17 protein-coding genes are annotated in these 26060 nt (G+C 70.8%); 10 read left to right on the top strand and 7 right to left on the bottom strand.

Going from position 1 to position 26060, the window contains the following annotated elements:
• Positions 1 to 233: 233 nt before the first annotated feature.
• Positions 234 to 4031, bottom strand: coding sequence for a kelch repeat-containing protein (locus tag ABZV94_RS20330; RefSeq protein WP_356342011.1), 3798 nt, complete (start codon positions 4029 to 4031; stop codon positions 234 to 236).
• Positions 4032 to 4317: 286 nt separating this feature from the next.
• Here ABZV94_RS20330 and ABZV94_RS20325 point away from each other — a divergent pair, with 286 nt between their 5' ends.
• The 4 genes from ABZV94_RS20325 (at position 4318) to ABZV94_RS20310 (ending at position 9526) form a co-directional block, all read left to right on the top strand.
• Positions 4318 to 4878, top strand: a complete 561-nt coding sequence (locus ABZV94_RS20325) for a DUF6069 family protein (protein ID WP_356342009.1) — start codon at positions 4318 to 4320, stop codon at positions 4876 to 4878.
• 446 nt (positions 4879 to 5324) lie between these two features.
• Complete coding sequence (locus ABZV94_RS20320) at positions 5325 to 6164, top strand: alpha/beta hydrolase (RefSeq protein ID WP_356342007.1); 840 nt, start codon at positions 5325 to 5327, stop codon at positions 6162 to 6164.
• An 802-nt stretch (positions 6165 to 6966) separates the two neighbouring features.
• Entirely contained in the window at positions 6967 to 8541 is a 1575-nt protein-coding gene (locus ABZV94_RS20315; RefSeq protein WP_356342004.1) for an ABC transporter substrate-binding protein, read from the top strand.
• Between the two features lie 268 nt (positions 8542 to 8809).
• Positions 8810 to 9526 carry an SDR family oxidoreductase gene (locus tag ABZV94_RS20310; protein WP_356342001.1) on the top strand — a complete coding sequence of 239 codons (717 nt, stop codon included), beginning with the start codon at positions 8810 to 8812 and terminating at the stop codon, positions 9524 to 9526.
• A 346-nt stretch (positions 9527 to 9872) separates the two neighbouring features.
• On the opposite strand, the gene ABZV94_RS20305 is transcribed toward ABZV94_RS20310, so the two are convergent.
• The 3 genes from ABZV94_RS20305 to ABZV94_RS20295 all read right to left on the bottom strand — a co-directional run bounded on the left by ABZV94_RS20305 (position 9873) and on the right by ABZV94_RS20295 (position 13324).
• The gene (locus ABZV94_RS20305) at positions 9873 to 10718 is read right to left on the bottom strand and encodes an LLM class flavin-dependent oxidoreductase (RefSeq protein WP_356341999.1); all 846 of its coding nucleotides are present in this window, start codon (positions 10716 to 10718) and stop codon (positions 9873 to 9875) included.
• 50 nt (positions 10719 to 10768) lie between these two features.
• Complete coding sequence (locus ABZV94_RS20300; RefSeq protein ID WP_356341997.1) at positions 10769 to 12469, bottom strand: amidohydrolase; 1701 nt, start codon at positions 12467 to 12469, stop codon at positions 10769 to 10771.
• Between the two features lie 291 nt (positions 12470 to 12760).
• Complete coding sequence (locus ABZV94_RS20295; RefSeq protein ID WP_356341995.1) at positions 12761 to 13324, bottom strand: YceI family protein; 564 nt, start codon at positions 13322 to 13324, stop codon at positions 12761 to 12763.
• Positions 13325 to 13534: 210 nt separating this feature from the next.
• Between ABZV94_RS20295 and ABZV94_RS20290 the strand changes: the two genes are divergently transcribed.
• Positions 13535 to 16294, top strand: a complete 2760-nt coding sequence (locus tag ABZV94_RS20290; protein ID WP_356341993.1) for an AAA family ATPase — start codon at positions 13535 to 13537, stop codon at positions 16292 to 16294.
• Positions 16295 to 16596: 302 nt separating this feature from the next.
• Here ABZV94_RS20290 and ABZV94_RS20285 read toward each other — a convergent pair whose 3' ends face one another.
• Together ABZV94_RS20285 and ABZV94_RS20280 are read right to left on the bottom strand one after the other, a co-directional pair.
• On the bottom strand, positions 16597 to 17091 hold the full coding sequence (locus ABZV94_RS20285; protein ID WP_356341991.1) for a hypothetical protein: 495 nt from the start codon (positions 17089 to 17091) through the stop codon (positions 16597 to 16599).
• 147 nt (positions 17092 to 17238) lie between these two features.
• Entirely contained in the window at positions 17239 to 17643 is a 405-nt protein-coding gene (locus ABZV94_RS20280; RefSeq protein WP_356341989.1) for an SsgA family sporulation/cell division regulator, read from the bottom strand.
• Between the two features lie 353 nt (positions 17644 to 17996).
• Here ABZV94_RS20280 and ABZV94_RS20275 point away from each other — a divergent pair, with 353 nt between their 5' ends.
• From ABZV94_RS20275 to ABZV94_RS20265, 3 genes are all read left to right on the top strand, one after another.
• Positions 17997 to 19502: a GMC family oxidoreductase N-terminal domain-containing protein gene (locus tag ABZV94_RS20275; RefSeq protein ID WP_356341986.1), complete on the top strand. Its 1506-nt coding sequence runs from the start codon at positions 17997 to 17999 to the stop codon at positions 19500 to 19502.
• 637 nt (positions 19503 to 20139) lie between these two features.
• On the top strand, positions 20140 to 21147 hold the full coding sequence (locus ABZV94_RS20270; protein ID WP_356341984.1) for a hypothetical protein: 1008 nt from the start codon (positions 20140 to 20142) through the stop codon (positions 21145 to 21147).
• The gene (locus tag ABZV94_RS20265; protein WP_356341982.1) at positions 21144 to 23513 is read left to right on the top strand and encodes a hypothetical protein; all 2370 of its coding nucleotides are present in this window, start codon (positions 21144 to 21146) and stop codon (positions 23511 to 23513) included. The genes ABZV94_RS20270 and ABZV94_RS20265 overlap by 4 nt, the downstream gene beginning before the upstream one ends.
• Before the next feature lie 39 nt (positions 23514 to 23552).
• Here ABZV94_RS20265 and ABZV94_RS20260 read toward each other — a convergent pair whose 3' ends face one another.
• Positions 23553 to 24575 (bottom strand): glycoside hydrolase family 3 N-terminal domain-containing protein, encoded by a 1023-nt coding sequence (locus tag ABZV94_RS20260; RefSeq protein WP_356341979.1) that lies wholly within the window; start codon positions 24573 to 24575, stop codon positions 23553 to 23555.
• Between the two features lie 651 nt (positions 24576 to 25226).
• Here ABZV94_RS20260 and ABZV94_RS20255 point away from each other — a divergent pair.
• Complete coding sequence (locus tag ABZV94_RS20255; RefSeq protein ID WP_356341977.1) at positions 25227 to 25760, top strand: GNAT family N-acetyltransferase; 534 nt, start codon at positions 25227 to 25229, stop codon at positions 25758 to 25760.
• Complete coding sequence (locus ABZV94_RS20250; RefSeq protein WP_356341974.1) at positions 25757 to 26020, top strand: hypothetical protein; 264 nt, start codon at positions 25757 to 25759, stop codon at positions 26018 to 26020. The genes ABZV94_RS20255 and ABZV94_RS20250 overlap by 4 nt, the downstream gene beginning before the upstream one ends.
• The last annotated feature ends 40 nt before the right edge of the window (positions 26021 to 26060 follow it).

The raw sequence follows: 26060 nt of genomic DNA, 5'->3' as shown, positions 1-26060 counted from the left end.
GCTCAACGCCCTGCGCGGCACACACGCCGCCGAGGCCGCCATCACCATGGCCGTCCGCACCCTGCACGCGGCCCTGCACACCGCCTGAGCCGGGGGTGCGCTACGGCACCCTTCGGTCCCGGGCACCGTCTCCGCGCGCGGTCCGGCGAGGACGGACGGCGGAACCCTCGGGTCCGGACGGGCCGCACCGCCGGACACACGGACGTGTCCGGCGGTGCGGCCCTGTTCGCGTGTCAGCCCCGGGAGGCGGTGCGGGGCACCACCCGCAGGCGCACGGGGACGTCCGGCACCCAGTACGGGCCGTCGGTGGCCAGGGCCAGGGACGCCGTCCAGTCGCCCGTGCCCTCCAGGCGGCGCGCGTCGAGCGTGACGGTGACCGTCGCCGTACCGCCCGGACGCAGGGTCAGGCGGTGCGGGGTCTCCGCCAGCCAGGGCACGTCGGTCTCGGTGCGGTCGTAGCCCGGCAGCAGGATCGCCGTGGACACGGGGACCGGGAAGCGGGCCTGGCTGCTTCCGCCGACCCGGTACAGGCCGGGTGCGCCACCGCCGCGGTACACGGCGCTCGGGGCGTCCGGGAGCGGTGTCCAGGCGTCGCTGCCGGGGTCGTACGCGTATCCCTCCGCGGTGAGGACGCGCTGGGAACCGACGCGCTTGAAGCCGCCGGAGACGAGCAGCCGCCCGTTGGCGGCGGCGTAGGTGCCGGTCGCCAGGCCGGCCGGCATGGCGGCGATGGGCTGCCAGCTGTCGGACGCGGGGTCGTAGACGTAGCCGTCGCCGGTCTCGACGTAGTCGTGGATGCCTCCCGCGCAGTACAGCCGTCCGTCGACGGGGCCGCAGTTGGCCCAGCTGATGGTCTGCGGGTAGTCGGCGGCCCGGGACCAGGACCGGGCGCGCGGGTCGAAGACGTACACCGTGTCCGAGCAGTCGGTGTTCGTGCAGCCGCCGACGACGTAGAGCCGCCCGTCGAGGACGGCGCTCGCCGTTCCGTAGTGTCCCTCGGGGATGTCCGGGCCCTTGGACCAGCGGCCGGTGGCCGTGTCGAAGACCTGCGTGGTCCGGCTCACGGTCTCCTGGGGCCCCCAGCCGCCCACCGTGTACAGGCGGCTGCCGATGAAACCGTGCGCGGTGGCCTGCCGGGGCTCGGGCGCGGACGGGCCGCGCCGCCACGCGCCGGTCGCGGGGTCGTACACGTAGAGGTCGGTGGTGGGTTCCTGGCCGTCGGAGCCGAGGGCGGAGTAGAGCCTGCCCTGGTAGGTGCCGACCGCGTTGTCCATCACGGGGACGGGCAGGTCCGGCAGGTCGCGCCAGGCGGTGCCCGGGGCCGGGGAGCCCGGCGCGGTGCCGGTGCGCTCGCCGACGCGGACGGTCAGCGGCGCGGTGCCGGTGTTGCGCAGCGTCACCTTCCGCACGACATGGCCGCCTCGCGCGGTGGTCGCGTCGATCCGGGTCGTGCCGACCGAGAGCCGGCCGGCCTTCAGGACGAACGAGGCCGCGGTGACCCGGTCCGCGGGCACGGTGACGGTCCGCGTGGCCTCGGCGTAGGACGGCTTGGCCGCCGTGGCCGCGGTCCGGCCGCCGCCGGGGACGAACAGCCGGCAGTAGCCGTCGCCCGCGCGCGGGTCGCCGGAGGCCGCCACGGTCGGCGCGCTCGCGCCGCCGGTGCGGACCACGGCGCCGAGCAGCCCCTTGCCGGTGTTGGCGTCGGTGACGGTGCCGGTGAGCACGCCGCCGGCGACGGGCGTGGCCACCCGTTCGGTGACGGTGACGTCGTCCACGGCCCAGAACAGGCCGGGCCCGGTGAAGTGGAACCGCACCCGTACCGCGCCCTCGCCGGCGTACTCGGTCAGCGGGACCTCCACCCGCCCGCTCGTCCAGAGCTGGTCCTGGTGCCACACCGTGGTCCACGTGCGGCCGTCATCGGCGCTGACCTGCACCTCGCCCTTCTGCCCGGCCGATCCCTCGTAGTCGGTGTCGAAGCTCAGCGCCGGGTCTCCCGCGCGCCGGAAGTCGTAGGCGGGACTGATCAGGGAGGTGTCCAGAGAACTCCCGGCGTGGTCGGCGTCGGCGACGGCGAAGCCGCCCGAGCCGCCGGTGCCGTTGCCCCGGCCGCCGGGGTCGTCGAACGTCCAGCCCGGGCTGCCGGTCACGCTCCAGCCGGCGGGAGGCCCGGAGGCGCCGTCGAACGTCTCGCTGCCGACGGTGTCCGCCTTCACGGTGTACGCCGGGTCGTCGGCGGCCCAGGTGTCCACGGGGAGGGCCAGGCCGACGGTCCGGTCCGCTCCGCCCACGGTCACCCGGCGTACGAGGGACTGGTAGTCGCTGTCGTCGCCGACCACGCGCAGGGTGTACGTGTGGTCCTCGGGCAGGTCGAGGCGGTAGGCGCCGGTGACCGGGTCGGACCACACCGGGGCGCCCGGCACCCCGTCGACGGTGATCTTCGCGTGCAGCGGCCAGCCGTGCCCCGAGCCGTCCGTGACGGTGCCGGACACCCGGTGGGTGGCCAGCTTGCGCAGGCCGAGGTCCCCGTTCGCGGTGCCGCCGTCGGTGAGGCGGACGCCCGCCAGGGTGCCCGGCGCGTATCCGTAGGCCGTCACCCGGACGTCGTGGTCACCGGCGGGCAGCGGCAGGGTGTAGCGGCCGTGGGCGTCGGTGGCCGTGCTGTACGGCCCGGCCGTCACCTCGGCCGCCGCGACGCCCGCGCCCGAGCCCGCGTCCGTGACCGTGCCGCTCAGCGTGCCGTGCGGGCCCATGGTGAAGGCCGTCAGGCCGTCGGGGGTGCCGAGGCCGGTGGGGCCGTCGTAGCCGGGACCGGCGGTGCACAGGTAGGCCGGCGCGCAGGTCCCGTTGGTGCCCGAGGTCACGTCGTGCAGGCCCCGGCCGCCGGTGGCGTACGGGTAGACGGCGGGCCGGGAGCCCGCCGCCGGGGTGCCCGCGTCCGCGTACACGCCCGCGATGATCGGCGCCGAGGCGCTGGTGCCGCCCGCCACGCCCCAGCCGCCGGTGTCGCCGTAGCTGTCGTAGACGGCGACGCCCGTGTCCGGGTCGGCCACCGCGGAGACGTCGGCGACGGTACGTCCGGGGCAGCCGGTGTCCCGCTGGAACGCCGGCTTGGGCTCGTACCGGGAGCAGCCGGAGCCCGCGCCGTTGCCGTCGTGGTCCCACACCGACTCCGACCAGCCGCGTGCGGCGTCCGGGTCCCTGGTCAGCGTGGTGCCGCCGACCGCGGTGACGTTCGGGGAGGCGGCCGGGTACGAGACGCCGTAGCGGAAGTCGCCGGAGGAGGCGACGACGGCGACGCCCGGGTGGTCGTAGTGGACGTCGGCCGCCGACTCCGCCGGGTCCTCCGGGAAGAAGGCGTAGTTGGAGCCGTAGGAGTTGGAGACGTACTTCGCGCCGAGTGCGACCGCCTGGTCCACGGCCGCGCCCAGGTCGTCGATCGTGGCGGTGTCCGCCTCGACGAGCAGGATGCGGGCCTTGGGCGCCACCGCGGAGATCATGTCCAGGTCGAGGGAGATCTCGGTCGCCCAGCCGGGGTCGGGGTCCGGGTAGCGGGTGCCGCCGCGCTGGTCGGTCTTGGTGAAGCAGCCGTCGGCGGTGGTGCAGGGCGGCAGCCCGTACTGGGCGCGGTAGACGGCGAGGTCGGCCTCGGCGTTCGGGTTGTCGAAGGCGTCGACGACGGCGATGGTGGCGCCCGCGCCGCCGTCGGCGGGCAGGCCGTAGGCACCGCGCAGGTCGGAGGGGCCGAAGCCCTGGGGGTCGTCCGCGGCCCCGAGGACGCCCTTGCGGGCCGTCAGGTCGGTGCGGCGGAGCCCGAAGCAGGTGAACTCGTGCGGTTTGGGCGGGCCGCAGAGCGGTTCGGTACGGCTGTGTGCGGCGGGCGCCGCCGACTGCTTCACGGGCGCCGCCGCCCCGGTTCCCGCCTCGGCCGGGGTCACGGCCCCGAGAATGGCCAGGACGGCGGTGGCCAGCGCGGCGGCGCCGACGGCCTGGCGTCTGCGCCGGCGTGGCCCGGCGCTTCGGCGTATGAGCAAGGTGTTCTCTCTCTCGGGTGTGCGGTTCGGTGATCCGGTGCGGACCGCGCAGGCCTCAGCTTCGCCCGTTTTCGGCACGGGAAGATCACGAAAGAGGAGTGAAGCACCGTCGCGGCCCGGCGTCTTCCCGTTCGCCTCACAAGGAGGGCCCGAACGGGCAAGTCCCTTGCCCGGCACGGCGGAAGACCCGCATCGGTCGCGTCGACGGCGAAGGCGGAGCATGCTGGTACCAGCGCGACACGACCGCCAGTCGACCTGACAGCAAGTCGAGTGACAGCCGGTCGACATGGCAACGAGTCAACTCGGTGACGACACGTCCGAGAGGTTCCTCATGGCCGGCTCACCTTCGTACGGCGACGTTCCGCCCTACAACACCCCGCGCGGCGGGCCCGGTTACCGGACGCCGACCGGGCCGCGGTCCGTCGCGGCCGGCCGGCTGTGGGCGACCGGGGCCGCGACGGCGGTGGTCGCCGCCCTGGTCGCGGTGGTGGCGACCATGTTCGTGCGCGGTGTCCTCGGCATCGCGGTGTTCGTACCGGAGGCGGCCGGCGCGTGGGGGGACGCCACGACGGGCTACCTCGCCGCGTGGGCGGCGGCCGGCGCCGTCGCGGCCACCGGGCTGCTGCACCTGCTGCTGCTGACCGTCGCTCGGCCGCGCGCCTTCTTCACCTGGATCGCCGGGCTGGTGACCGTGGCGCTGGCCCTGCTGCCGTTCACCACGGACCTCACCCTCGCCGCGAAGCTCGCCGGCGCCGCCGTGTTCCTCGCCATCGGCGGCACGGTCACCGGCCTGCTCTCCGGCACGGCGTATAGCGTCGCGCCGGACCGGAGTCAGGAGGGGTGGTGAGGAGCGGACGCCCACCCCGCCGCCGGGCGCGGTCGTCGACGCCAACCTTCCCGGAGCGGGACGAACGTGACGCCACCGTGCGCACCCGGTCCGTGTACCGAGCACTCCTGAGAAAGCGGACACGTCGTCTCCACAGGGCCGGCATGACCCGTGATCTTGCAACCCACCTCTCGGTCCGGCTGCGACCAGTGACATGGGCACTCGTGCCCCGGCCGCGAGGACCGGCGTGTCACCCGACGGCGACGGCCGGGACGACGAGACCACTCCGTTTTGACTTCCGCCCGTGGCTCCCGCGATCAGGAGGCTTCGGAATCGGGCACCGCGACGGTTGCAGAGGACCGTGCGGTGTGGCCGGCCGGCGTGAAGGAAGAGTCGAGTCCGGTCGAGCGGTGCCGGAGATCGGGGGGCGCGTCACGCCCGAGCGTGCGAAGAGAGAGAATCCCAGCGTGAACAACGGACCCTTGGTGCTGGTGCACGGCGCCTTCCACGGCGCATGGTGCTGGAACGAAGTGATCGTGGAGCTGGCCGCATTGGGCAGGCCGGCCGTCGCCGTCGACCTGCCGGGGCACGGCCTGCGGGCCGGCAGACCCGCGGCGCTGCTGCGCAGACCCTTCGATCCCGGTGCGTTCGCCTCCGAGGTCTCTCCGCTGGCGCACGTCGACATCGCCGGTGCCGCCGCCGACCTCGCCGACACGGTGCGGCGGGTCGGGCGTGGCGCGCCCGCGACGCTGGTGGCGCACAGCATCGGAGGCACGGTCGTCACGCGCCTGGCGCAGGAGAATCCCAGCCTCGTCGCCCGAATCGTCTATGTGAGCGGGTACATGCCCGCCTCCGAGGTGACCGCGCTCGCCTACATGAAGCGCCCCGAATTCGCGGAATCCCGCATTCCCGCGCTGCTGAGCGGCGATGCTTCGGTGACCGGCGCCCTGCGGATCGACACACGCAGCGACGACGAGGAGGTGTTGCGAACCCTGCGGGAAACGTTGTACGGGGACGTTCCCCGGCCACTCGCCGACGCGGCCATCGCGCTACTGGGGTCCGACGCGCCCGTCGGTCTCGCGGCCCAGACAACACGTCTGACGGCCGAGGCATGGGGGTCAGTTCCCCGTACGTACGTGCGCTGCACGCGTGACAAATGTGTCCCGCTCGGCCTTCAGGACCTGTTCATCACGGAGGCGGACGCGGCGTTTCCCGGGAATCCGACAGTCGTCACGTCGCTGCCGACGGCCCATTCCCCGTTTTTGTCCGCGCCACGGCTTCTGGCTGAGACGATCCATACCCTGTGATCCCGGCTCCCCGACGCCCCCGGAGCACCGGAAGCGTTCGGCTCGGCCACATGCCTGGCACGTAGTCGGCACGTGCCGGAAGCGAGGCGTCTTTCCGGGTGGCTGACGGTCAAAACGGACGCTGCCGTCCGTGCGCACTGTGGCGCGTCCGACACCGTCTGCCCAGCGGCACGGTTGGCGCACCGGCGGAGACTGAGAGAATCCGGTTGACACGCGCGGGCACACCGCTTGCCTTTTCGGCCCGATTGGACGCCACGCCCCACGTCCCCGCAGTGACCGGGACCATGACCATCAGTCACATGTCATCCCATGGCGACAGTGCCACGTCGGCACGCATTTCGATTTCGTCCGTCTCTGCGCCGGTCACAGGTGCGGTTCTCCCCGTCGGCCGAACACACTGAGTCACTCACGGTGGGGGGGCGTCGCGTCCTGTGGCAGTCACGAGGCGGCACAGGGCGCCTTAACCTCATGCCGAACCGGCCTTGCCCGTCCCACCCCGGCGCGGACGGCCCGGAGCGCCGCACCCACCGACGTGACGCCTGGAGAGACCCGAGCATGAACCGCGAGGAGACCCGTGCGTTCGAGCCGACGGCTCAAGTGACGGGGGTGCCCGGCGCGCGGGCTCCGTGGGCACACCGCGCCGGGACCGTCTCGACGCCGGTCCGGTCGCGTTGACGAGTCGCATGACACCACCCCGAGCCTCCTACTACGCCTCCCCGCAGAGAAGGAACAGGGCATGGGAGCCGGGCCGCGGCCGCTAGAACCGGCTTCTCATCCACGCATCAAAGAAGAGGCAGTTGCAGTGAACACACGCAACCTGTGGTCGATCCTTCCCGTCGTCATGGGGGTCGCCTGCGGTCTACTGACCGGATGTGACGATATCGGCGCCCTGGACGGAGGCACCCGCATGGTGGTTGGAACGACGGACGACGTCCTGGCGACGGATCCGGCCTCTGGATACGACCCCGGCTCCTGGCTGCTGTTCGACAACGTTTTCCAGACCTTGCTCAGCTTCCCGAAGGGCGGCACACAGCCCCAGCCCGAGGCGGCTGACAATTGTTCCTTCACCGACACCCGGGCACAGGTCTACCGGTGCGTCCTGAAGGACGGCCTGGTCTTCAGCAACGGTGACCCGCTCACCTCTGAGGACGTCAAGTTCTCCTTCGACCGGGTGCGCAGGATCGATGACGCAGGCGGACCCGCGATCATGTTCACGGGGATCAAGAACGTCGAGACACCGGACGAGAGGACCGTCGTCTTTCGGTTGAAAAGCCCGGACGCCACGTTCCCCAGCAAGATCGCCTCCGCGGCCGGCTCCATCGTCGACCACCGACGGTATCCGGCGAACGAACTGCTCACGGACGGACGGGCCGTCGGTTCGGGTCCGTACCGGCTGGACTCCTTCACGTCCGGCAAGGCAGTTCTGTCCGTCAACGAGCGATACAAGGGCACTGGCACGATGCACAACTCGGGGATCACCTTGCGGCTGTTCCACGGCGACCAGGAGGCGCTGAAACGTGCTCTGCTCGACCACGACGTCGACATCGCCTACCGCGGCTTGGACGCACGCACTGTCGCGGACATGCAGCAGCACAAGACGCTCAAGGACATCGACGTGGTGGACGGCGACAGCGCGGAGATCCAGCACTTGGTGTTCAACCTCGACGATCCCGTGGCCGGCAAGCTCGCCGTACGCAGGGCCGTCGCCCTCCTCGTCGATCGCGAAGCCCTGGTAGAGGAGGTCTACCACGACACCGTGCTACCGCTGTATTCGGTCGTTCCCAGCGGTCTGGCCGGTCATAACACGGCGTTCTTCGACGCCTACGGCCCTCGGCCCTCCCGGGACAAGGCCGCGAGGGTCCTGCATCTCGCCGGCATCACCGGCAAGGTGCGGTTGACCCTATGGTCCACTCCTGCCCGGTACGGCCCGGCCACCGACCAAGAGGTGCGGACCATCGCCGCACAGCTGAACGCGAGCGGGCTGTTCGACGCCGATGTACGCTCGGTGCCATTCAGCCAGTATGAGAAGGATGTCGCCGACGGCAGGTACGGCGTCTACGTCAAGGGGTGGGTGCCGGACTACCCTGACCCCGACAACTTCATCGCTCCGTTCTTCGGGACGGGGAACGTCCTGCGCAACCATTACGCCAACAGCACCATCACTGACGTCCTCATCCCGCGCACCGCCGCACAGAGCGACCGCGCGGCCGACGCCCCCGACTTCGACCGCGTCCAGCACATCGTGGCCGAGGATGTGCCGGTACTGCCCTTGTGGCAAGGGAAGCAGTACGCGATCATCCGCGCCGACGTACGCGGCGTGGAGTACTGCCTGGACGCCTCGACGGTGTTCCGCTTCTGGGAGCTGTGGCGAAGGTGACTGTCTCAGGCGAAGAGGTCACCGTAGCGCGCATCGGCGGGTACGTTGCATCGCCGCAAGACACCGCCTATTACGACGTAATTCCCTGCGACACCCCGTATCCGCCGGGCGAACGATTCTGCCCTCGTGCCCTGCCGTACCCGGTCACCGGCACTTGCGTCCCGGGTGGGGACCATGGAGGCCCGCGGTGTCGGGCTGCCGTACGAGCCGGATGGAAGGATCGGCCGCAGAGGTCAAGTCACAGATGATCGACGACAAGGAGACCGCTGTGTCCGGACGTACCGTGCTGATCACAGGAGCGTCGAAGGGAATCGGCCTCGCCACCGCGCACCGGCTCGCCGGTCTGGGACACCGAGTGCTGGGGATCGCCCGCGGTATCCCGGACGGTGACTTCCCGGGGAAGCTGCACGCATGCGACCTCGCCGACGCCGAGGACACGCACGCGCTGTTGGACACCCTCGCCCGTGAGGAGAGCGTGGACGTGGTCGTCAACAACGTCGGCATCGTCATGCCGGAACCGCTCGGGAACATCACCCTCGACGCGCTGCACGCGGTGTACGACTTGAACGTGCGCGCCGCCGTGCAGGTCACCCAGGCGTGTATCGGTGGGATGCGGGAGCGCGGCTGGGGGCGGATCGTCAATGTGACGAGCCGGGCGCAGCACGGCTCCCGTACGCGCAGCAGCTACGCGGCGGCCAAGAGCGCGCTGGTGGGACTGACCGGCACATGGGCGCTGGAACTGGCGCGGCATGGCGTGACGGTCAACGCGGTCGCCCCGGGCCCGGTGGAGACCGAACTCTTCCGCGAGAAACACCCAGTGGGCGAGGCGGAGGAAGCGAGGGTGCTGGGCTCCGTGCCCATGGGCCGAGTCGGCCGCCCGGACGAGGTCGCCGCAGCCATCGCCTTCCTGGTCAGCGAGGACGCCGGCTTCATCACCGGCCAGGTGCTCGGCGTGGACGGCGGGGGCAGTCTGTCCGGCCGCTGAGGACCTGAGCCCGCAGCACCCCCGGGGACTGGCCAACCCGTTGCCTACCGGCTGTCGATCCGGGGGGCGCCACCCAAGCTTCCGCTTTCCGGCCGCCGCCCGGCCCAGTCGTCGGGCAGTCGGGCACCGGTGACTTCTGAGGCTCCCCGGTCACCGGCCCGCGTGGGATGGGGCAGCACAGCCCCAGCGGATCAGCACCCAGGCTGCGGTAGGGCTCACGTCCACGGGCCGACACCGCGAATACGGACGCCTCACACGGTGGGCGATCGACAAGCCTCGCCGCTGCGCAGTGCCTTGCGAAGGCGCCGGGCACCGTCCATGCGCCCGGCCCCCAGTCGCCGGTGCCTCACACCACGTCGGCAAGCCGGTCCACCTGGTCCGGGTCGGGACCATAGCAATACAGCATCACCTCGTCGGCGCCCAGGTCGGCGAGAGCGGCGATGGTCGCGCGGACGGCCGCCGAAGTGGTGAGCAGGCCCGCGGCCATCCGGTCGGCCATGCCCGTGAAGTCGTAATAGCCGAGCATGGCGGCGCGGGCTTCGTCGATCACGGACTCCGGGCCGAGCGCGACGCTGACCTGGGCGACGAGCCGGGGCCGGCCCTCCCTTCCGTATGCGCGCCAGGCCCTGCGCACGATGTCGAACAGGTCCGCGACCATCGGCACGGGCGCGGCGGCCAGGTAACCATCGGCCCACCGTGCAACGCGTTGGAGAGCGGTGGGGCGGAATCCGCCCAGCAGGACCTCGGGGCCGCCCTGACGGGCGGGGCGCGGTCCGACCGGTCCGATGCCGTCCCCGAGCTCCGCGCCGGACCACAGTTTGCGCATGACGGCCAGTTGTTCGTCCAGGCGGCGCCCGCGGACGCGCATGTCGGCGCCGACGGCCCCGTAGTCGTCGGCGCGGGTGCCGACGCCGAGGCCCAGCACGAGCCGCCCCCCGGTCATCCGGTCGATGGTGGCCGCCTGCTTGGCCAGCAGCACCGTGTCGCGCGTAGGGGCGAGGAGGACCTCGGTCTGTACGCGGATGCGCGAGGTGGCGCCCGCAAGGATCGCCAGGGCGGTCAGGGGTTCGGGATTGTCGTAGACCAGCCTGTCGAGCAGACCGATGGAGCTGAACGGACCGGCATCGGCCCGTCGGGCCCAGGTGGGCAGCAAGCTGGGATCGCCGATGGGCAGGCCGATGCCGACGTTCATGGACGGGGCTCCTTCTCTGGAGAGGGGGCGGGAGTCGGATGCGACTCCGATCAAGTCACCGGCGGCAGCGCCGGGCCGGTGGTGCCGAGCTGTTCCTGAGCGACGATCTGCGGGATCGGCCAGGTGACGCCGGGGGGCGGCCAGGACTGCCCGGTCGCCTTCAGGAACTCGGCGGGCGGTTCGTACAGCGGCGGCTGCGTGCCGTCAGGGATCATGCTCTTCCAGGTCACCCCGCTCGTGCGCTCCTTGAACTCGTCCTTCATGCCCTGGAGCAGGTCGGGCTGTTCGATGAGGTCGACGGCGGAGGCTGCCATGTAACGGGCGGCGGAAAGCATGGCCTGGTGGCCTATATGGGTCGCGGCGGTGGCGGTGACCCCCCAGTTGTGGTTGGGCAGCCCGGGCGGATAGGCCGCCGCGAGCAGTGTGGCCGTGGGCGCCTGCCAGCTGACGTCGGCGGCGTCAGTGGCCAGTCCGCCGGTGTAGTTGGCGGCGGGTGGGGCGAGGGGGGTGATGGTGGTGGGCATGCCGGTCTCGGGCTTGCCCAGCGATTTCTGGATCGCCTTGGCGAGAGCGTGGTCGTCCTCGGTGAACTGCGGCGCGCCGATCCGCCGCATGTTGTCATACACCAGCTCGGCGCCCGCCTTGTTGGCGAGCAGGTTCCAGGTGGCGGAGTGGAACTTGTGCACGAGCCGGGTCTGGCTCGCCTGGGCGGCCGCCTTGGCGCAGTCCACGATCTTGTCGTAGAGCACCTGGGCGCGAGCGGGGCTGCCCTCGCGGACGTAGTACCAGATGGAGCACATGTCCGGGGTCACGTTGGGGGCGCCGCCACCGTTGATGATCGCGTAGTGGAAGCGGCCCGACGGCGCGACGTTCTTCTCCCGCAGGTATTCCGACATCGTCGCCATCAGCAGCGCGCCGTCGAGACCGCTCTTGTTGCCGAGCGGGGTACCGCCGTGCCCTGAGGCGCCGAGGAAGGTGAACGTGGCCGACAACAGCGCGCTGGTGGTGTTCCAGAACGGCATCGTGACGTTGAACGGGTGCCAGTCGAGGACGGCGTCGAGCCCGTCGTACACGCCGGCCTTGACCGCGTACGCCTTGCCGACCAGTTGCTCCTCGCCCGCGCTGCCGAAGAGCTTCACCGTGGCCTTGAGGCCGTGCGCCTCAATGGCCTTGCTGACGGCGATGGCCGCGGCGGTGGCGGCACCGCCCAGCAGGTTGTGCGCGTCGCCGTGGCCGCCGCCATACGTCGGGCCGTAGGCGTCATAGTTGTAGACGAGTGGATCGTGCGTCGACGCGCCCTTCTTCTGGGAGAGGCCGGGCAGGGCGTCGTACTCCGCGCTGAAGCCGAGCACCGGCCCACCGGAGCCGTAAGTGGCCACGAACGCGGTCGGGAAGCCGGCGGAGCCCCAGGTGACGCGGAATCCGTTGCGCTCCAGCAGCGCGGCGAGGGCCCGGGACGACTTCCACTCCCGGAGGGACAGTTCGGCGTGTTGCCAGATCTCGTCGCTCAGTTCCGTGATCGTGCGGCTGTGGGAGGTGATCCAGGCGTCGGCGGTCGCTTGGGCGGGGGTGTTGCCCGCGATGCCGGTGGGGGCTTTGTAGTCGGTGGGAGAGACGCCGGTGCGTTCGTCGTGGCCGAGCGTTGCGGCGAGCACGGGGTCGGCTTGCAGGACCGTGGCGGTCGTGGCGGTGGCGCCCAAGCCGAACATCTTGAGCAGGCGCCTGCGGCCCACATAGGGCACGTCGTTCATCGCAGCCCTTCTGACAGCGCGATAGTGATAAGTGACACAGTCATGATGTCGCCAAGACATGATTGACACCAGGACTCGTTAAGCCACTTGATGTACTTATCAGCCATCTTTGATGTCAGTATCAGACGCATATGAGGTCACATGTCGCGGACCAACGCGTCACGTGTCTCCACAGGCGTTCAAGGGCTCGGCGCAGGCGCGCGCGGCGGGCCGGCCCGCGAGGAGCCGGCCCTTGCAAGCATCGGTCCAAAGCACCGATCGCCGGCCGTGACCGGACGGCAGGGTCGACGGTTACGCGTTCTTGATCGCCGAGATGTCGAAGACCAGCTTGATCTTGTCGGAGACCAGGACGCCGCCCGTCTCCAGCGCCGCGTTCCAGGTCAGGCCCCACTCCGAGCGCAGGATCTCGGCCTTGCCCTCGAAGCCGACGCGCTCGTTGCCGAACGGGTCCTTCGCGGCGCCGTGGAACTCCAGGTCGATGGTGAGCGGCTTGGTGACGCCGAGCAGGGAGAGGTCGCCGGTGATGCGGTAGTCGTCGCCGCCCAGGGACTCGGCCTTGGTGGAGCGGAACGTCATGACCGGGAACTCGTCGATCTTGAAGAAGTCGGACGACTTCAGGTGGCCGTCGCGGTCGGCGTTGCCGGTCTCGATGCTGGCCATCTGGACCTCGAGCGTGGCCGTGGACTTCGTGGGGTCGGCACCGTCGAGGTGGAGGGTGCCGGTGAAGTCCTTGAAGCCGCCCTTGACGTTGGTGACCATGGCGTGCCGGGCGACGAAGCCGATCGCGCTGTGGGCGGGGTCGATCGTGTAGTCGCCGGTCAGCGTCGCGGGATCCGCGCTGTCGAGAGTACTCATGGAGTGCTCCGGAAAGGTGGGCTGGAACAGAGGACGCCCAACATCATGGCACATCCCTTGAACGTTCAACCGATGCTTTCCGACCGATGTAGCTTACAGGGGCAGCCGGATGTGTTAGACATATGTGACAGAGCCAGTTCGTCACCGCGATGCGTCGGCGTATCCACGCAGCTGCTCACGGTGACAGCAGGACTCGCAGAGGGTGTGCCCATGGAAGATCCGACTTTTCCGCTGCCGTTGGTCGGCCGCCACGAGGAACTGCGCCGACTCGACATCTTCCTCCAGCGAGCCCAGGAGGTGGGAGATTCCCTCTTCCTGTACGGTGAGCCCGGCGTGGGCAAAACGCGGCTGCTGGAGGCCACCGCGGAACGCGCCCGCACGCGAGGCGTACGCGTCCTGCGAGCCACCAGCACGCAATACAGGGCGGACGTCAGCTACGGGATGCTCGCGGAACTGCTGCACCCGCTGGCTCCGCAGTTCGCCGAGTTGGACGACGTCCTCCACGACGCCCTGCTGGCCGCGCTCGGCAAGCGCACCGGCCCGGTCCCTCCCCGACTGGTGATCCTCAACGCCTGCTTGACCTTGTTGCGGCGCCAATCCGAGCGGGAGCCGCTCCTGCTCGTCGTGGACGACATGCCCTGGACCGACGATCCGAGCGCGGTCGCGCTGGGTTTCGTGGCCCGGCGGCTGGCCGGCAGCAGAGTAGGCCTGATCACTGCCTCGCGCACCGGCGAACGCGACCACTTCGAGCGCAGTGGCCTGCCGGGGCTGCACATCAAACCGATCGACGAGCGGGCCTCGGCCGAACTGCTTCACGCGGCGTTCCCCGACATACCACCGAGCGTACGGCACCGCCTGGTCGCCGAGGCACGGGGCAATCCGCTGGCGCTGCTGGAACTACCTGTGGCGCTGGACCCGGACCAGCTGACCGGCGTGGGGGTTCTGCCGGACGCGCTTCCGCTGACCCGCCATGTGGAGAGCGTTTTCGCGGCGCGCATCGCTTTGCTGCCCGCCGAGACACGGGAGGCATTGCTGATCCTCACCGAGGAAGGCACCGGTGATCTGCGCGTACTGCAAAGGGCTGCGGGTGCCGAACGCGTCCTCGACCACCTCGCCCCGGCGGAGAGCGCGAAACTGATCAAGGTGGACCTCGCCTCCAGACAGGTCGAGTTCCGGCATCCGCTGGTCCGCTCGGCAGTCGTGGAATCCGCCGGGGATGCCGAGCTTCGCCGGACCCACCGGCTGCTCGCCGACCAGTTCACCGACGATCCCGAGCGCCGAGCCTGGCACCTCGCCGAAGCGACGAGCGTGGCAGACGAGTCGGTCGCTGCACTGCTGGAGGAAGCCGCCCGGAGCAAGCTGCACCGCGGCGACGCCAACGGCGCACTGGCCGCACTAGTGCGGGCCGCTCAGGTGACGGCCCGGGCCGACAACCGCTGCCGACGGCTGGCCGAGGCCTCCTATCTGGCCGCCCATATCACCGGCGATCTGGGAACAGCGACTCGTCTGCTGAGTGAGCTCCGCGCCATCGGCCCGCGGCTTGGCGGTTCGCTGTACGCGGCGGCCGCCGCCGCCTACGTCCTCATCAATGGTGACGGCGACGTGGAGGCGGCGCACGAACTCCTTGTCGAGGCCATTGAGCAGGACCACCACGGCTACCAGGCCGACCGCGCCGACCTCGTCGAAGCGCTGCACACCCTTCTGATGATCTGTTGGTTCGCCGGCCGGGAGGATTACTGGCAACCGCTGTACGCCGCCATAGACCGTCTCCGGCCGCGCCCGCCCGAGCTGCTACAGCTGGTGAGCGGCATCCTGCCCGACACCGCCCGCGCCTCATCCGCGGACCGGCGGCGCCTGACCGAGCTGATCGATCGGCAGTCCGAGTGGAGTGCGCCCCAGGATCTGGTCCGCGTCCACGCCGCTGCGATCTATCTTGATCTGCTCGGCGGATGCCGAACTCAGGCCTGGCGCCTCGTCGAGAGCGCCCGGGCAGGCGGCGCCGTACGCAGCGGGCTGAGCGCGCTGCTGCATCTGGGGCTCGACGATTTCGCGGTGGGACGCTGGGAGGATGCAGAACAGCTGGCCGATGAGGGCCTGACGCTCGCCGCGGACAACGGGTACACCTTCGCCTCCTGGTTCTTCCATCTGCACAAAGCCCTGCTGGCCGCGGTCCGCGGCGACACGGACGCGGATCGCTGGGCCGACGAACTCGTCCGCATCACCAGCAGCCGCAAGGCCCACGGAGCAGCCCGCACCGCGTACCACCCCCGGGCACTGGCCGCCTCCGGCCGCGGTGACTGGGAGGCGGCCTACCAGCATGCCTCGCGGCTCAGCTCGGCTGGCCAATTGGCCCCGTTCACTTCGCACGCGCTCTGGGTGGCGCTGGACCTTGTGGAAGCTGCGGTCCGCACCGGCCGGACCGCCGAGGCGGAAGCGCACGCCCGGGCCATGCGCGAGGCGGGACTGCCTGACCTGTCTCCCAGGCTCACCTTGTTCACCCTGGCCGCGGAAGCACTCGTGTCCCCGGGCGAGGAGGCGCTGCTCCTCTTCAACCGCGCTGTGACGGCGCCCGGCGCCCATCACTGGCCCTTCGACCATGCGCGGGTGCTCCTTCTGTACGGTGAGCGCCTGCGACGTGTCGGTGACCTGGCCGAGGCACGGGCCCGTCTCAGTACAGCGCTCACCATTTTCCAACGGCTCGGAGCCACGCCCTGGGCGAACCGGGCGAGCGCCGAACTGCGGGCCACCGGCCGCAGCCTTGCTCTTCAAACCGCTGAGGGCGCGCGGACCGGAAATCTCACGGCTCAGGAGGTGGAGATCGCCATGCTCGCCGCGGAGGGCCTGACCAACAAGCAGATCGGCGAGCGGCTCTTCCTCTCCCACCGCACAGTAGGCACACATCTGTACCGCATCTTCCCCAAGCTGGGCATCACCTCTCGGGCGGCACTGAGGGATGCGCTGTCGCAGTAGGAGGGCACGGACTCCGTCAACAGGGCCTTCACCTGCGTCCACCGCGACCCACGGCCGGCTCCGTCCTGCGGCCAGTGGACCATGTGGTCCGTATCAAGGAACCGTCAGGCGCCGATCACGTGCACATCGGGCGCAACCTCGGTGATGTCCCGGTGGTTCTCGATGTCCTCTACGTCCTCCACGTCCTCCACGTCCTGCCGCACGGAGCCCCGCTGTCCGAGGACGCTGCCGACCCCGGCTGCGACTTCTCGTAGTCACCGGGGTGTTCCCGCCCTGCGCCCGCCGTCGGAGGAGCACGTGTCTCAGGCGGCGGCGTAGCGCACCGAACGGCCCTGTTGGACGCGCCGGGCAGCACCCTTGGCGACCAGCCCCTCGAGGGCCGTGCGTACGACGGTGGTCTTTATGGCCCGGTCAGGGTGAGCCTCGCACAGCGTCGCCGTGATCCTCCTGGCCGACGAGGGGGCGGACTGCCCGGCCAACTCGGACCGGACGAGGCTGACCAGTGTCGGCGTGAGCCGTCCGCGCCAGCCGGTGCGACGCGGGTCACGGGCCCGGCCGCGCGTGTTCCCACCGGGGAGGCCGACGGACCGTCGCACGGGGGCGTCACTGTCCAAGGCCTGTCGCATTCTGAGAAGTACGGCATGATTGCCGCGAAGTGCGAGCAGGCGCGCTTCCAGGTGCTCGAGCTCGGCTCTGACCGCGTCCTGCGCCGCCGCGTTACGCTCCAGGTCACTCGCCAGCTGAGCGCTGTAGTGCGCCACCATGTCCGTCGTGGTGGTTGCTTTCGTCTGGGGCATCGGCGCCACCTCCCTCTGCTGCCCCGTGACTGACCGTGCCCGCCGCCACCAGCGGCACAGCGAGCGTCGCTGGATGACGGCGTGCTTTGACTCAGTGTGGCATTCGGCGGTGAAGCACGCACCGGTGTTGCCTCTGGAATACGCGTCTCATTCAATCATGTGTGTCAGTCGATCCCACTCCAAACATCTCCACTCGTGTCCCTCGGGGACAAGGCGGTAAGTGTCGAGAAGCCACTCGGTAAGGGGCTCCGCCGTCATCTCGAACAGGGCAGTGTGAGGGTCACGGCCCACCTGGAGCCAGACGAACCACGCGTCGGTCCCGTTGCCCGCCGGCCAGACGGTGACATCGCCCTCGCCGACGCTGCTCGTCAGGCCGTCGGCGAGCAGTTCCCGGGAGAAGACCCACCGCACCGGATACTCACCTTCCGAGTCGAGGATCACCGTGACGGCATATGGATCGCGCGGGTCGTAGGAGATTTCGCAACGGACCATCACCGGAAGCCGCTTGGCGACCCAGTAGGTGGCGGTAAACGTCAGGTGCGCTTTCCTCATCGCCTCCACCTCCCGCCAGGTGGGAAAGAGGGGGGGTAAGTCACTGTTTCCGGCTGTTTCATCTGCTCGCTTCCCTGTTCTGGTACCGGGTTGCCCCGCACCACCCCGTACCGCCTCCTCATCATGCTCGTCGCGGCGGCGCCTTTCCCATCCGTCATATGACGTTCATCGGGCGCTGCCGCGGGACAGGGCCAGGCGCGCAACGGCGGTCCGCATGCTCAACGCACGTCCCCTGAGACCTGAGTCTGCCGGTTCGCATATGAAGTAACATCGCTTGTGTATTAGTCATAAAGCAGTCATGTCATTCTCACGGACAAGGTTGTATGGTGAATACAGAGACGTACGATTACGTCGTGGTGGGGGCTGGCACCGCTGGTTGTGTACTGGCGGCCCGGCTGACCGAGGACGCGGGGACCCGCGTTCTGCTCATCGAGGCCGGCAGTGCCGATCCGCTGCCTCTGATGGCCGTTCCCCCGGCCTGGCCGGCTCTCCTGGGCTCGGAGGCGGACTGGGCCGACCGCACCGTCCCTCAGGAAGGCGCCGACGCGCGCGTGGTGCCCCTGCCGCGCGGGCGGGCCCTGGGCGGCAGCTCGGCCATCAACGCGATGACGTTCCTGCGCGGACACCGCTCCAGTTACGACGCGTGGGAGAAGGCAGGGGCGACGGGCTGGTCGTACGACGAGCTCCTGCCCTACTTCAAGCGCAGCGAGAACCTGGCGGGTGTACCTGGCCGGAACCCCCGCTACCGGGGTACCGCGGGACCGCTGCGCGTCGCCCCGGCAGCCCGGCCCCATCCCCTGTCCGAGGCCTTCTTCGAAGCGGTGCGGCAGGCGGGGCACCCGATCACCGAGGACTTCACCAGCGGCCTGACGGAGGCGTTCGGCTGGGAAGATCTGACGATCGTCGACGGGCAGCGGCTGGACGCCGCCACCGCCTACCTGCGGCCCGTCCTCGACCGCCCCAACCTGACCGTGGTGACGAACGCCCTCGCTCACCGGCTGACCTTTGACGGCAAGCGGTGCACAGGCGTCGAGTACGGCGTCGGCGGACAGACACACAGCGCGGTGGCGACACAGGAGACGGTGCTGACCGCGGGCGCGCTGGGCTCCGCCCAGTTGCTGATGCTTTCCGGCATCGGCCCGGAGGACCACCTGCGCGAGGTGGGCGTCGAGCCACGATTGCACCGACCGGGAGTGGGCGCCAACCTTCAGGACCACACCTTTACGGGCGTGGTCTACCGCTCGGCCCGTCCGGTTCCGCCGTCGACGGGCAACCACGGCGAGGTCGCGGGGCTGATCCGCACCGACCCCTCCCTGGACGGCCCTGACGTCCAGTTGCAGATGGTGGACGTACCGCTGAGGGAGGACACGCTGCCCGGTCCGGAGATGGACCAGGGATACACGCTCATGGTGGCTCTCATGCGCCCGTTCAGCAGGGGTACGGTCCGGCTGGCCGACGCGACCCCGGGCAGCGCCCTTGTCGTCGATCCGCGCTACTACACCGACCAGCGGGACGTCGACGCGCTGGTAAGCGGTCTGCGCACGGTCCGGGAGATCGGCCTGACCGACGCGCTGGCCGACTGGCGGGGTGAGGAGGCCCTGCCCGGCGCGGACGTCCAGGACGACGATGGCCTGCGCGCCTACGTCCGTAGGAACATCCGTTCGTACTCCCACTACAGCGGGACGTGTCGCATGGGCTCCGACCCCGAGGCCGTGGTTGATCCGCGACTGCGGGTGCGCGGCGTCGAGAGGCTGCGGGTGGCCGACGCGTCGGTCATGCCGAGCATCGTGTCCGCCAACACCAACGCCACCGTCTACGCGATCGCCGAGCGAGCTGCCGAACTGCTGCGCACCCGCTGACGCGGCACCGCCGTTCCGGTCCCGCTGGGCAGCCGCTCGGCCGAGCCGACTGCCGGGCTGGACCGGGACGCCGTGGCGTGCGAGTGTCGTCCCCGCGGTGGGCGGCGTCTCGAAGCCTCGCCGGACATCCCGTAGTGGGGTGCACCCTGGCGAGGAGGCCCACGGCCAGGCCACGGCTGCGAGCAGGACGACCGCGCCTCAGTGCGTACGCTCCTCCCCGAAAACCGCGTTCCACGCCGCAACGAGAGCGGCACGCACCTCTTCCCGGCTTTCCTCAGGCTCGTCTCCCCCCTCTACCTCGCCGTGTTCACCGGCAGCTCTGTCCATCGAGACACCATTTCCATCGGGAGGATCGAAGGGGATGTGGGCCGGCAAGCCTCCGTGACCGCACCGGCGAGACTGTAAGGAGCGAGCCGCACACTCGGCAGTCGTTCCGTCCGGGCGTGTCCCGACGGACCACGTCGGTTCCCGTTCGTACACCTCGCGTCCTCGCAGCGGTGGGCCGCCCCCGAGGCCGCGCTAATCTGCGCCTGCGCTCGCACGCGCGCGATTCCCCCGGCCGGGGTGTCGTTTCCGACGTTGCACCGGGACGGCCCGATGCGCCGGGCCGAGCACATGGTGATGTGAAGTGGGAAACATGGATGGCAGTCAGGTACCGCTGCCGAGCGAGGACTCCGCTCCGGGACGGGACGACGCGCAGGCTCCCGAGGCCTCGGCTCCCGCCGGTGAGGAAAGCGCGCTGTGGAACGAGGTGCTGCCCTGGGTGGACGACGTGTCCGGCGCCGAGGACGCCCCCAGCCCGGCACCGGACGGCCCACGGAACGGACAGGCGCCTGAGCCCGGGAAATCCGGGTCCGCGCGGGCCGGGCGTCTGTCGCGTCCGGCCCGCCGGACGCGACAGACGGATGTCGAGCGGTCCCGCGACCGGCTGAGGCGGCGGAGGGGACCGATGGCCCTCGGTGCCGGACTCGTCGGCACGGGCACGGTTGCGTTCGCCATGATCGTGGCGACCCAGCACAGCGGGGACGGCCGCCCCGCCGCGGCCTCCGTCGTCCGGGCGGAGACCGGCGAACCGGCGTCGGACTCGCCCGGCGGCCACGCTCCGAAAGCCTCGTCGTCACCCGGCCGCTCCCCGTCGTCCGCCCCGGACAGCCCCACGCCGGCCGGCGGCGGGACCTCACTGTCCGCGAGCCCGTTCCCCGGCGCCACATCCGCCCCGGCCACCTCAGTGGACGACGCCCACTCCTCCAGGCCGCACACCGCTCCTCCGGCCGCCACGCCCCGTGAACCGACCACCACGCCCGCGCCGACCCGAGCACCCAAGGTCATCCGAGCCACTGCCGTGCTCAACCCTGGCCAGTCCGTGCCGTGGGGCAAGGCGACGCTGGCGATGACGCCCGGTGGAGATCTCGTCGTCACCGACGAGCACGGTGTCACCCGGTGGGCCTCGCACACCTCCGGTTCGGACCTGCAGACGGTCTTCCAGGACGACGGCTGCATGGCGATCTATGACCCAGGCGGCAATGTCCACTGGTCGTCGTACACCAACGGTCATCCCGGCGCGGTCCTCGTGATCACGGGGAACGGCAACGTGGAGATCAAGCTCGGGGACAGTGTGCTCTGGCAGACGGGGACCGGACATTGAGCCAGGGTCCGGGCGGCCCGGCGGTCCGCGCGGACCTTCCCCAGGCCGAGCGGGCGGGTGAGGACAGCCCACGGCCCGGCGCCCGCATGGCCGCCCGGCCGGCCGGGAACGCCTGGCTCGTCCACCCGGCGGGCGAACTCGACCAGCGGTCCTGGATGTACGCGGCTGGTTTGGCCCACGACTCCGAGTACACCCTCGTCGTGGTCGACATCCCACCGGACGCGTCTGCCGGCGTCCTGCACGACGTGCTGCGGGCCCTGCCCCCCGGCGAGCGTGGAGTGCGGCTGGTGTTCGGCCGTACGCCTCCTGGTGGTACGGCACAGGCCGGGTCGTGGCTGGCAGCTCGGTCGGGCCGCATCGTGGTGACCGCGCTCGGCCGGCCGCGGCCCACCTCGGAGGGCGCCCTTTTCATCGGTGCCGAGCAGGGGCCGGGCTGGATGCGGTACGACCCGGCCGGCGGCGCGGCCTGGGAGGGACGGCGCTTCCCCCGGCCCGAGTGGGAGCACGACCTGCGCGCGGAGTCGTGGTCGGCGGGCCGGGACACAGTGGCCGAGCCCGTCCCCGCGGGGCTGTGGCTGCGCCCGACGCGCCTCACCCCCTCGTTGCCCCGTCACCGGTCGCTGTTGATGACTCGGCTGGCCGGAAGACCCGACGCGGTCACCGTGGTGGTCGGCGCCCCCGGTGCCGACGCCGTGCCGCTCACCGACGTGGCCCGAGCGTGGTGGACGCTCCCCGAACACCTTCGGACCTTTGCCCGCTTCGTCTGCTTCGGTCCGGTCGACGTGCCGGCGGGTCTGTCGTTCAGTGCCGCATTGGCCGCGAAGGTGGGGGTGGCCGTACGAACGTACAACGGGCTGCCTGTCGGCCCCGGCCCGCTGTCGGTGACGGGCGGGGCCGTGATGACGGTCGGCTCGGACGGAACCCTGGGACGGCCGGTGATGGTCCGCGAGTCGGTCCAGTTCCCCCCGCTGGCTACCGGCGCGCCCCGGGATCCCCTGGTGACGGACCATCATTGGCCGCTGCTCGGACTGCCGTTGGTGCGCCCTGGCGTCTACCGGTACGGCTCGGACGCGGTGGTCGAAGTGGTTCTCAGCGGCCTGTGGATCCGCGGTGCGCGGGAACGGCCGGGGACGGCGCGACGATCGGCGGCGCCGGACGAGCGGCACGAACTGGTCCTGTACGACAGCGCGGACGCCGGCGCCCGCGAGCAGTTGTGCCGGATCGCGGAATCGCTCGCCCGGAAAGTGTCGGCAGAGTACGGGGTGCCCGTCCAGGTACGCGCCGTGGACGACGGCCCGGAGGAGGTCCCGGAGGTTCCGCCGGGCCGGGCCACACCCGTCTCCGGCCCCATCACGGGACAGGCGCTGGAGTCCGTCACCGCGGTCGCGCCGCGCGGCGCCGCAGACGCCGTGCTCCTGCCGTCGGCGCCCGCACCGACATCCGGTACGGCCTCAGCGGACGTTCCCGGCACGGTCCGCACATCCGGGCCGCGACAGGCGTCTGCGGCCGGACCGCTCCCGGGCGTGGCGGGACACCCGGCGCCGTCACCGGTACCGGCCGGCACACCGGTCCCCGTATCCAGCCGGACCCCCGGGCCCGGTACGGCGGACACCGCCCCGCCGCACCCGCCCGGCGACGGCGCCCCGGGCGCCGTGGTGGACGCGCGGCTACGGAACGCGCTGGGGCAGCGGTACGAGGAAGAGGCTACCTTCGCCGTAGCGTTGCTGCACCGCCAGCCCGCCCTGCTCCACGGCGGACCGCTCGCCGACGCCGTGGCGGAGCTGGCACTGCTCCGGTTCTATGTACGCGACAGGGGGATCCTGTCCCTCCCCGCGCAAACACGGGACGACCGGTTCCTGCACGCCACGCTCGGCCTGCGGCTCACCGCCGGACTGCGCAGGCTCCCCGCCTTCACCGGGCCGGTGACCGTGCGAGTGTCACTCGGAGACGACGACCTGGCCTGGTACGCGGCCCGTGAGCAGGTCGTGGCACAGAACTGTTGTGCCGCCGTGCTCTCCCCGACGCCCGGACAGCCGGGAAACACGGACGTTGTCATCCTGTCGGCCGGCGGCCGTCGCACGGCGATGCTGGAGGCGGGCGATCCTGATGTGGTGCTCTTCCCGCCTGGAACCGCCTTCGCCGTGCTGCGGGTAACGCGGGCCGGCGCCACAGGCCGCCACCTCATACTGCTGCGGGAGCTGGACTCGCCGCGCGATCCTGAGGCGGACCGCGCGGCGCTGCGCCGGCTGGAGCGGGCTCTGGCCGAATGGCGGCGTGACGAGAGCACCGGACCGCACCGGAGGGGCCCGTCCGGCCGCTTCTTCCAGCCACCGGGCCTGGAACCGGGCGGGCGCCGGCCTGGGTGAGACAGGGGCTGTCTCCCGCCTCAGTCGGCGCGGGTCTGCTCAGCCGCAGGTGAGCAGACCGGCGTTGGCCTTTGCGGCGAGAACCCGGTGCACGCTGTCGGCGACGTCGGCGCGGAACGCGGCACTGGTCCGCATGCGGGAGCTGACCGCCTGGGTCATCGCCGGGATGATGGACGGCTTCACGGTCAGGACCAGGTTGCCGCCCGCCGACAAGAAGTCGACCGCTCGCTGGGCGGGGGTGAAGGACCGCACGGCGACGGCTTGACCGAGGTCGTCGGAGATGACCACGCCCTTGAAGCCGAGCTGGGCGCGCAGCAGCTTGCGGACGACCGTGGGCGAGAAGGCCGCGATGTTGTGGGCGTCGATCTTGGTGTAGGTGGCCGAGGAGACCATGACGAACGGCGCCCCGGCCCTGATCCCGGACTTGAATGGCGTGAGGTAAGAGCTCGTGGCGGTCGTCACCGAGTCGACGACGTTCGCCGTGGTGTCGGTGTTGCCGGTTACCCGGCCCAGTCCTGGGAAGTGTTTGAGCGTGGTCAGCACGTGGCTCTGCCGAAACCCGGCGGCGAACGCCCCGCTGTGCGAAGCGACGGTATCAGGGGTGTGCCCGTACTCGCGGTAGTAGCGCCCGATGGGTGCGTTGCGCGTGCCGAGGCTCGCCGGCACGACGTCCGCGACGGGGGCCAGGTCGAGATTCACCCCTGCGGACTTCAGCTGGTCCGCCCAGCCTGCGGCCTTGCCGCGCAGGGTGGACGTCGACCAGCTCCCCTGGGTCAGAGCGTTCGGGATGGTGGAGAAGCCGGGACCGCTCAGCACCTGCACCTGACCGCCCTCCTGGTCGGTGGCGACCAGGAGGCCCACCTTGCGGCCAGCGACCGTGTCCGCCTGGCCGCGGAAGCCGTCCACCACTGCGCGTGTGGCCTTGGTGCCGGCACTGCTGCGCCCGGTCAGCATGACCGAGCCGACATGATGCTCACGGAGGGTACGCAGGTCGGTGGCGCTGGGCCGGGCTGCGGACACACCGCCCATGAAGAGCTGTCCTATCCGCTGTGCCTGGGTCATGCCGTTGTACGCACGGTCGGCACAGGTGGTGGCGGACGCTCCCGGGCCCGACGGCGTCACGGCGGACACTGGCTGTGCGGTCCGTGCGTGCGCGACTTGTTGTCCGCAGGCCACCACGGCCAGCATCATGCCGACAAGCGGGGCACCGGCACGCAGAGCCGTCGAACGGCCTTTTCCCGGCCGGCGAAGTCGTGCTGTCATGGAGGGCGCTCCTGTCTCGGGGGTATGTCTCGGGAGAGGGTCGGCGGTGTGATCGCCGCCCGCTGGGCAGCCATCCCGGGCCGGCCCGCCGCGCCCCCATACGCTACGCCGGACCGTACGGATCCGCGCGCCACGTCCGGAAAGACGGGACCCGGGCGGCGGGTGGCCCCTCCGCTGGTGCCGTTCCTGCCGTGCGGCGACGCGGCGGTCCTGTCGGTGGACCGCACCAGGGCGGGTGACATGTACCTTTTGACCGTCACGTTCAGGTGATCTCGTCGCCGCGTGCGGCGCTCCCCGCCCAGCCCGTAGAGACATTCGCCTGACAGCTGAATTGACCTCGAAGTCAAGGCCAGCGCACACTAGCGGAAGATGTGAGCTGCGTGGTGTCGACAGTCACCCGCTTCCTGAGTGACTGGACTGATTCCGCACTCCGTGAGGAACGAGACGTTCGTGTCCCATGCCTCCGCCGCGCTCCGGCCCGGCCACCTCTCCGTCACCGACGACGGCCGGAGCGCACTGACCCGCCCCGCTGTGCCGGCCGACCACACCGCCGTCAACGCGATGCACGACAGATGCAGCCCGGAGTCCCGTTTCCGGCGCTATCAGACGGCGCGGCTCGGGCTGACCCGCGCCGAATGGCTGTCGCTGACCAGACCGGACAGGGGTGTGAGCTGGATCACGCACCCGGCCGAGGACCCGGGGCGGATCGTCGCCGCGACTCATGTGTTCCGCACCGCGACCACCGGGAACGGCGAACTCGCCATCCTGGTCGAGAACTCGTGGCAGAGCGTCGGACTGGGCACGATTCTGGTACGGCGGGCACTGCGGCAAGCCGGTCGTCTCGGCATGGCGTCCGTCCAAGTTCTGACTCACCGGGACAACCACCGCATGCTGTCCATCTGCCGCTCGTTCGGCGCCCGTATCCCGCAAACCGGAGGTCCGACCGTGGATCTCACGCTCGCCATCGCCGAGGAGGCGCCTTGAGGACGCGGTCGTACCGGCACGCCACCCCCGTCCAGCGGTTCGCCGCCCGCCACCCCGTCCTGCTCGCGGTGTACACCGGTACGCCGATCGGGCTCGTCGTCGTCCTCGCCGCCTGGCCCCGCGTCCGTACCGCCGCGGACGTCGCCTTCGTCCTCGCCAACTGCGCGCTCGTGTACTGCGTCTTCGCGCTGGTCGCCTACGGGGAACGCGCGCGGCAGCGGCTGCTCGGCCGGGACCGCCGTACCGCCAAAAGGGGCTGACGGACCGACACAACTTTGAAAACTAACGCGTCGCTGGCTC

This window comes from Streptomyces sp. NPDC004658 (assembly GCF_040609555.1).
In the GTDB taxonomy this organism is placed as follows: domain Bacteria; phylum Actinomycetota; class Actinomycetes; order Streptomycetales; family Streptomycetaceae; genus Streptomyces.
The sequence above is the reverse complement of the archived record's forward strand: the minus strand, read 5'-3'. Positions and strand labels throughout refer to the sequence as shown.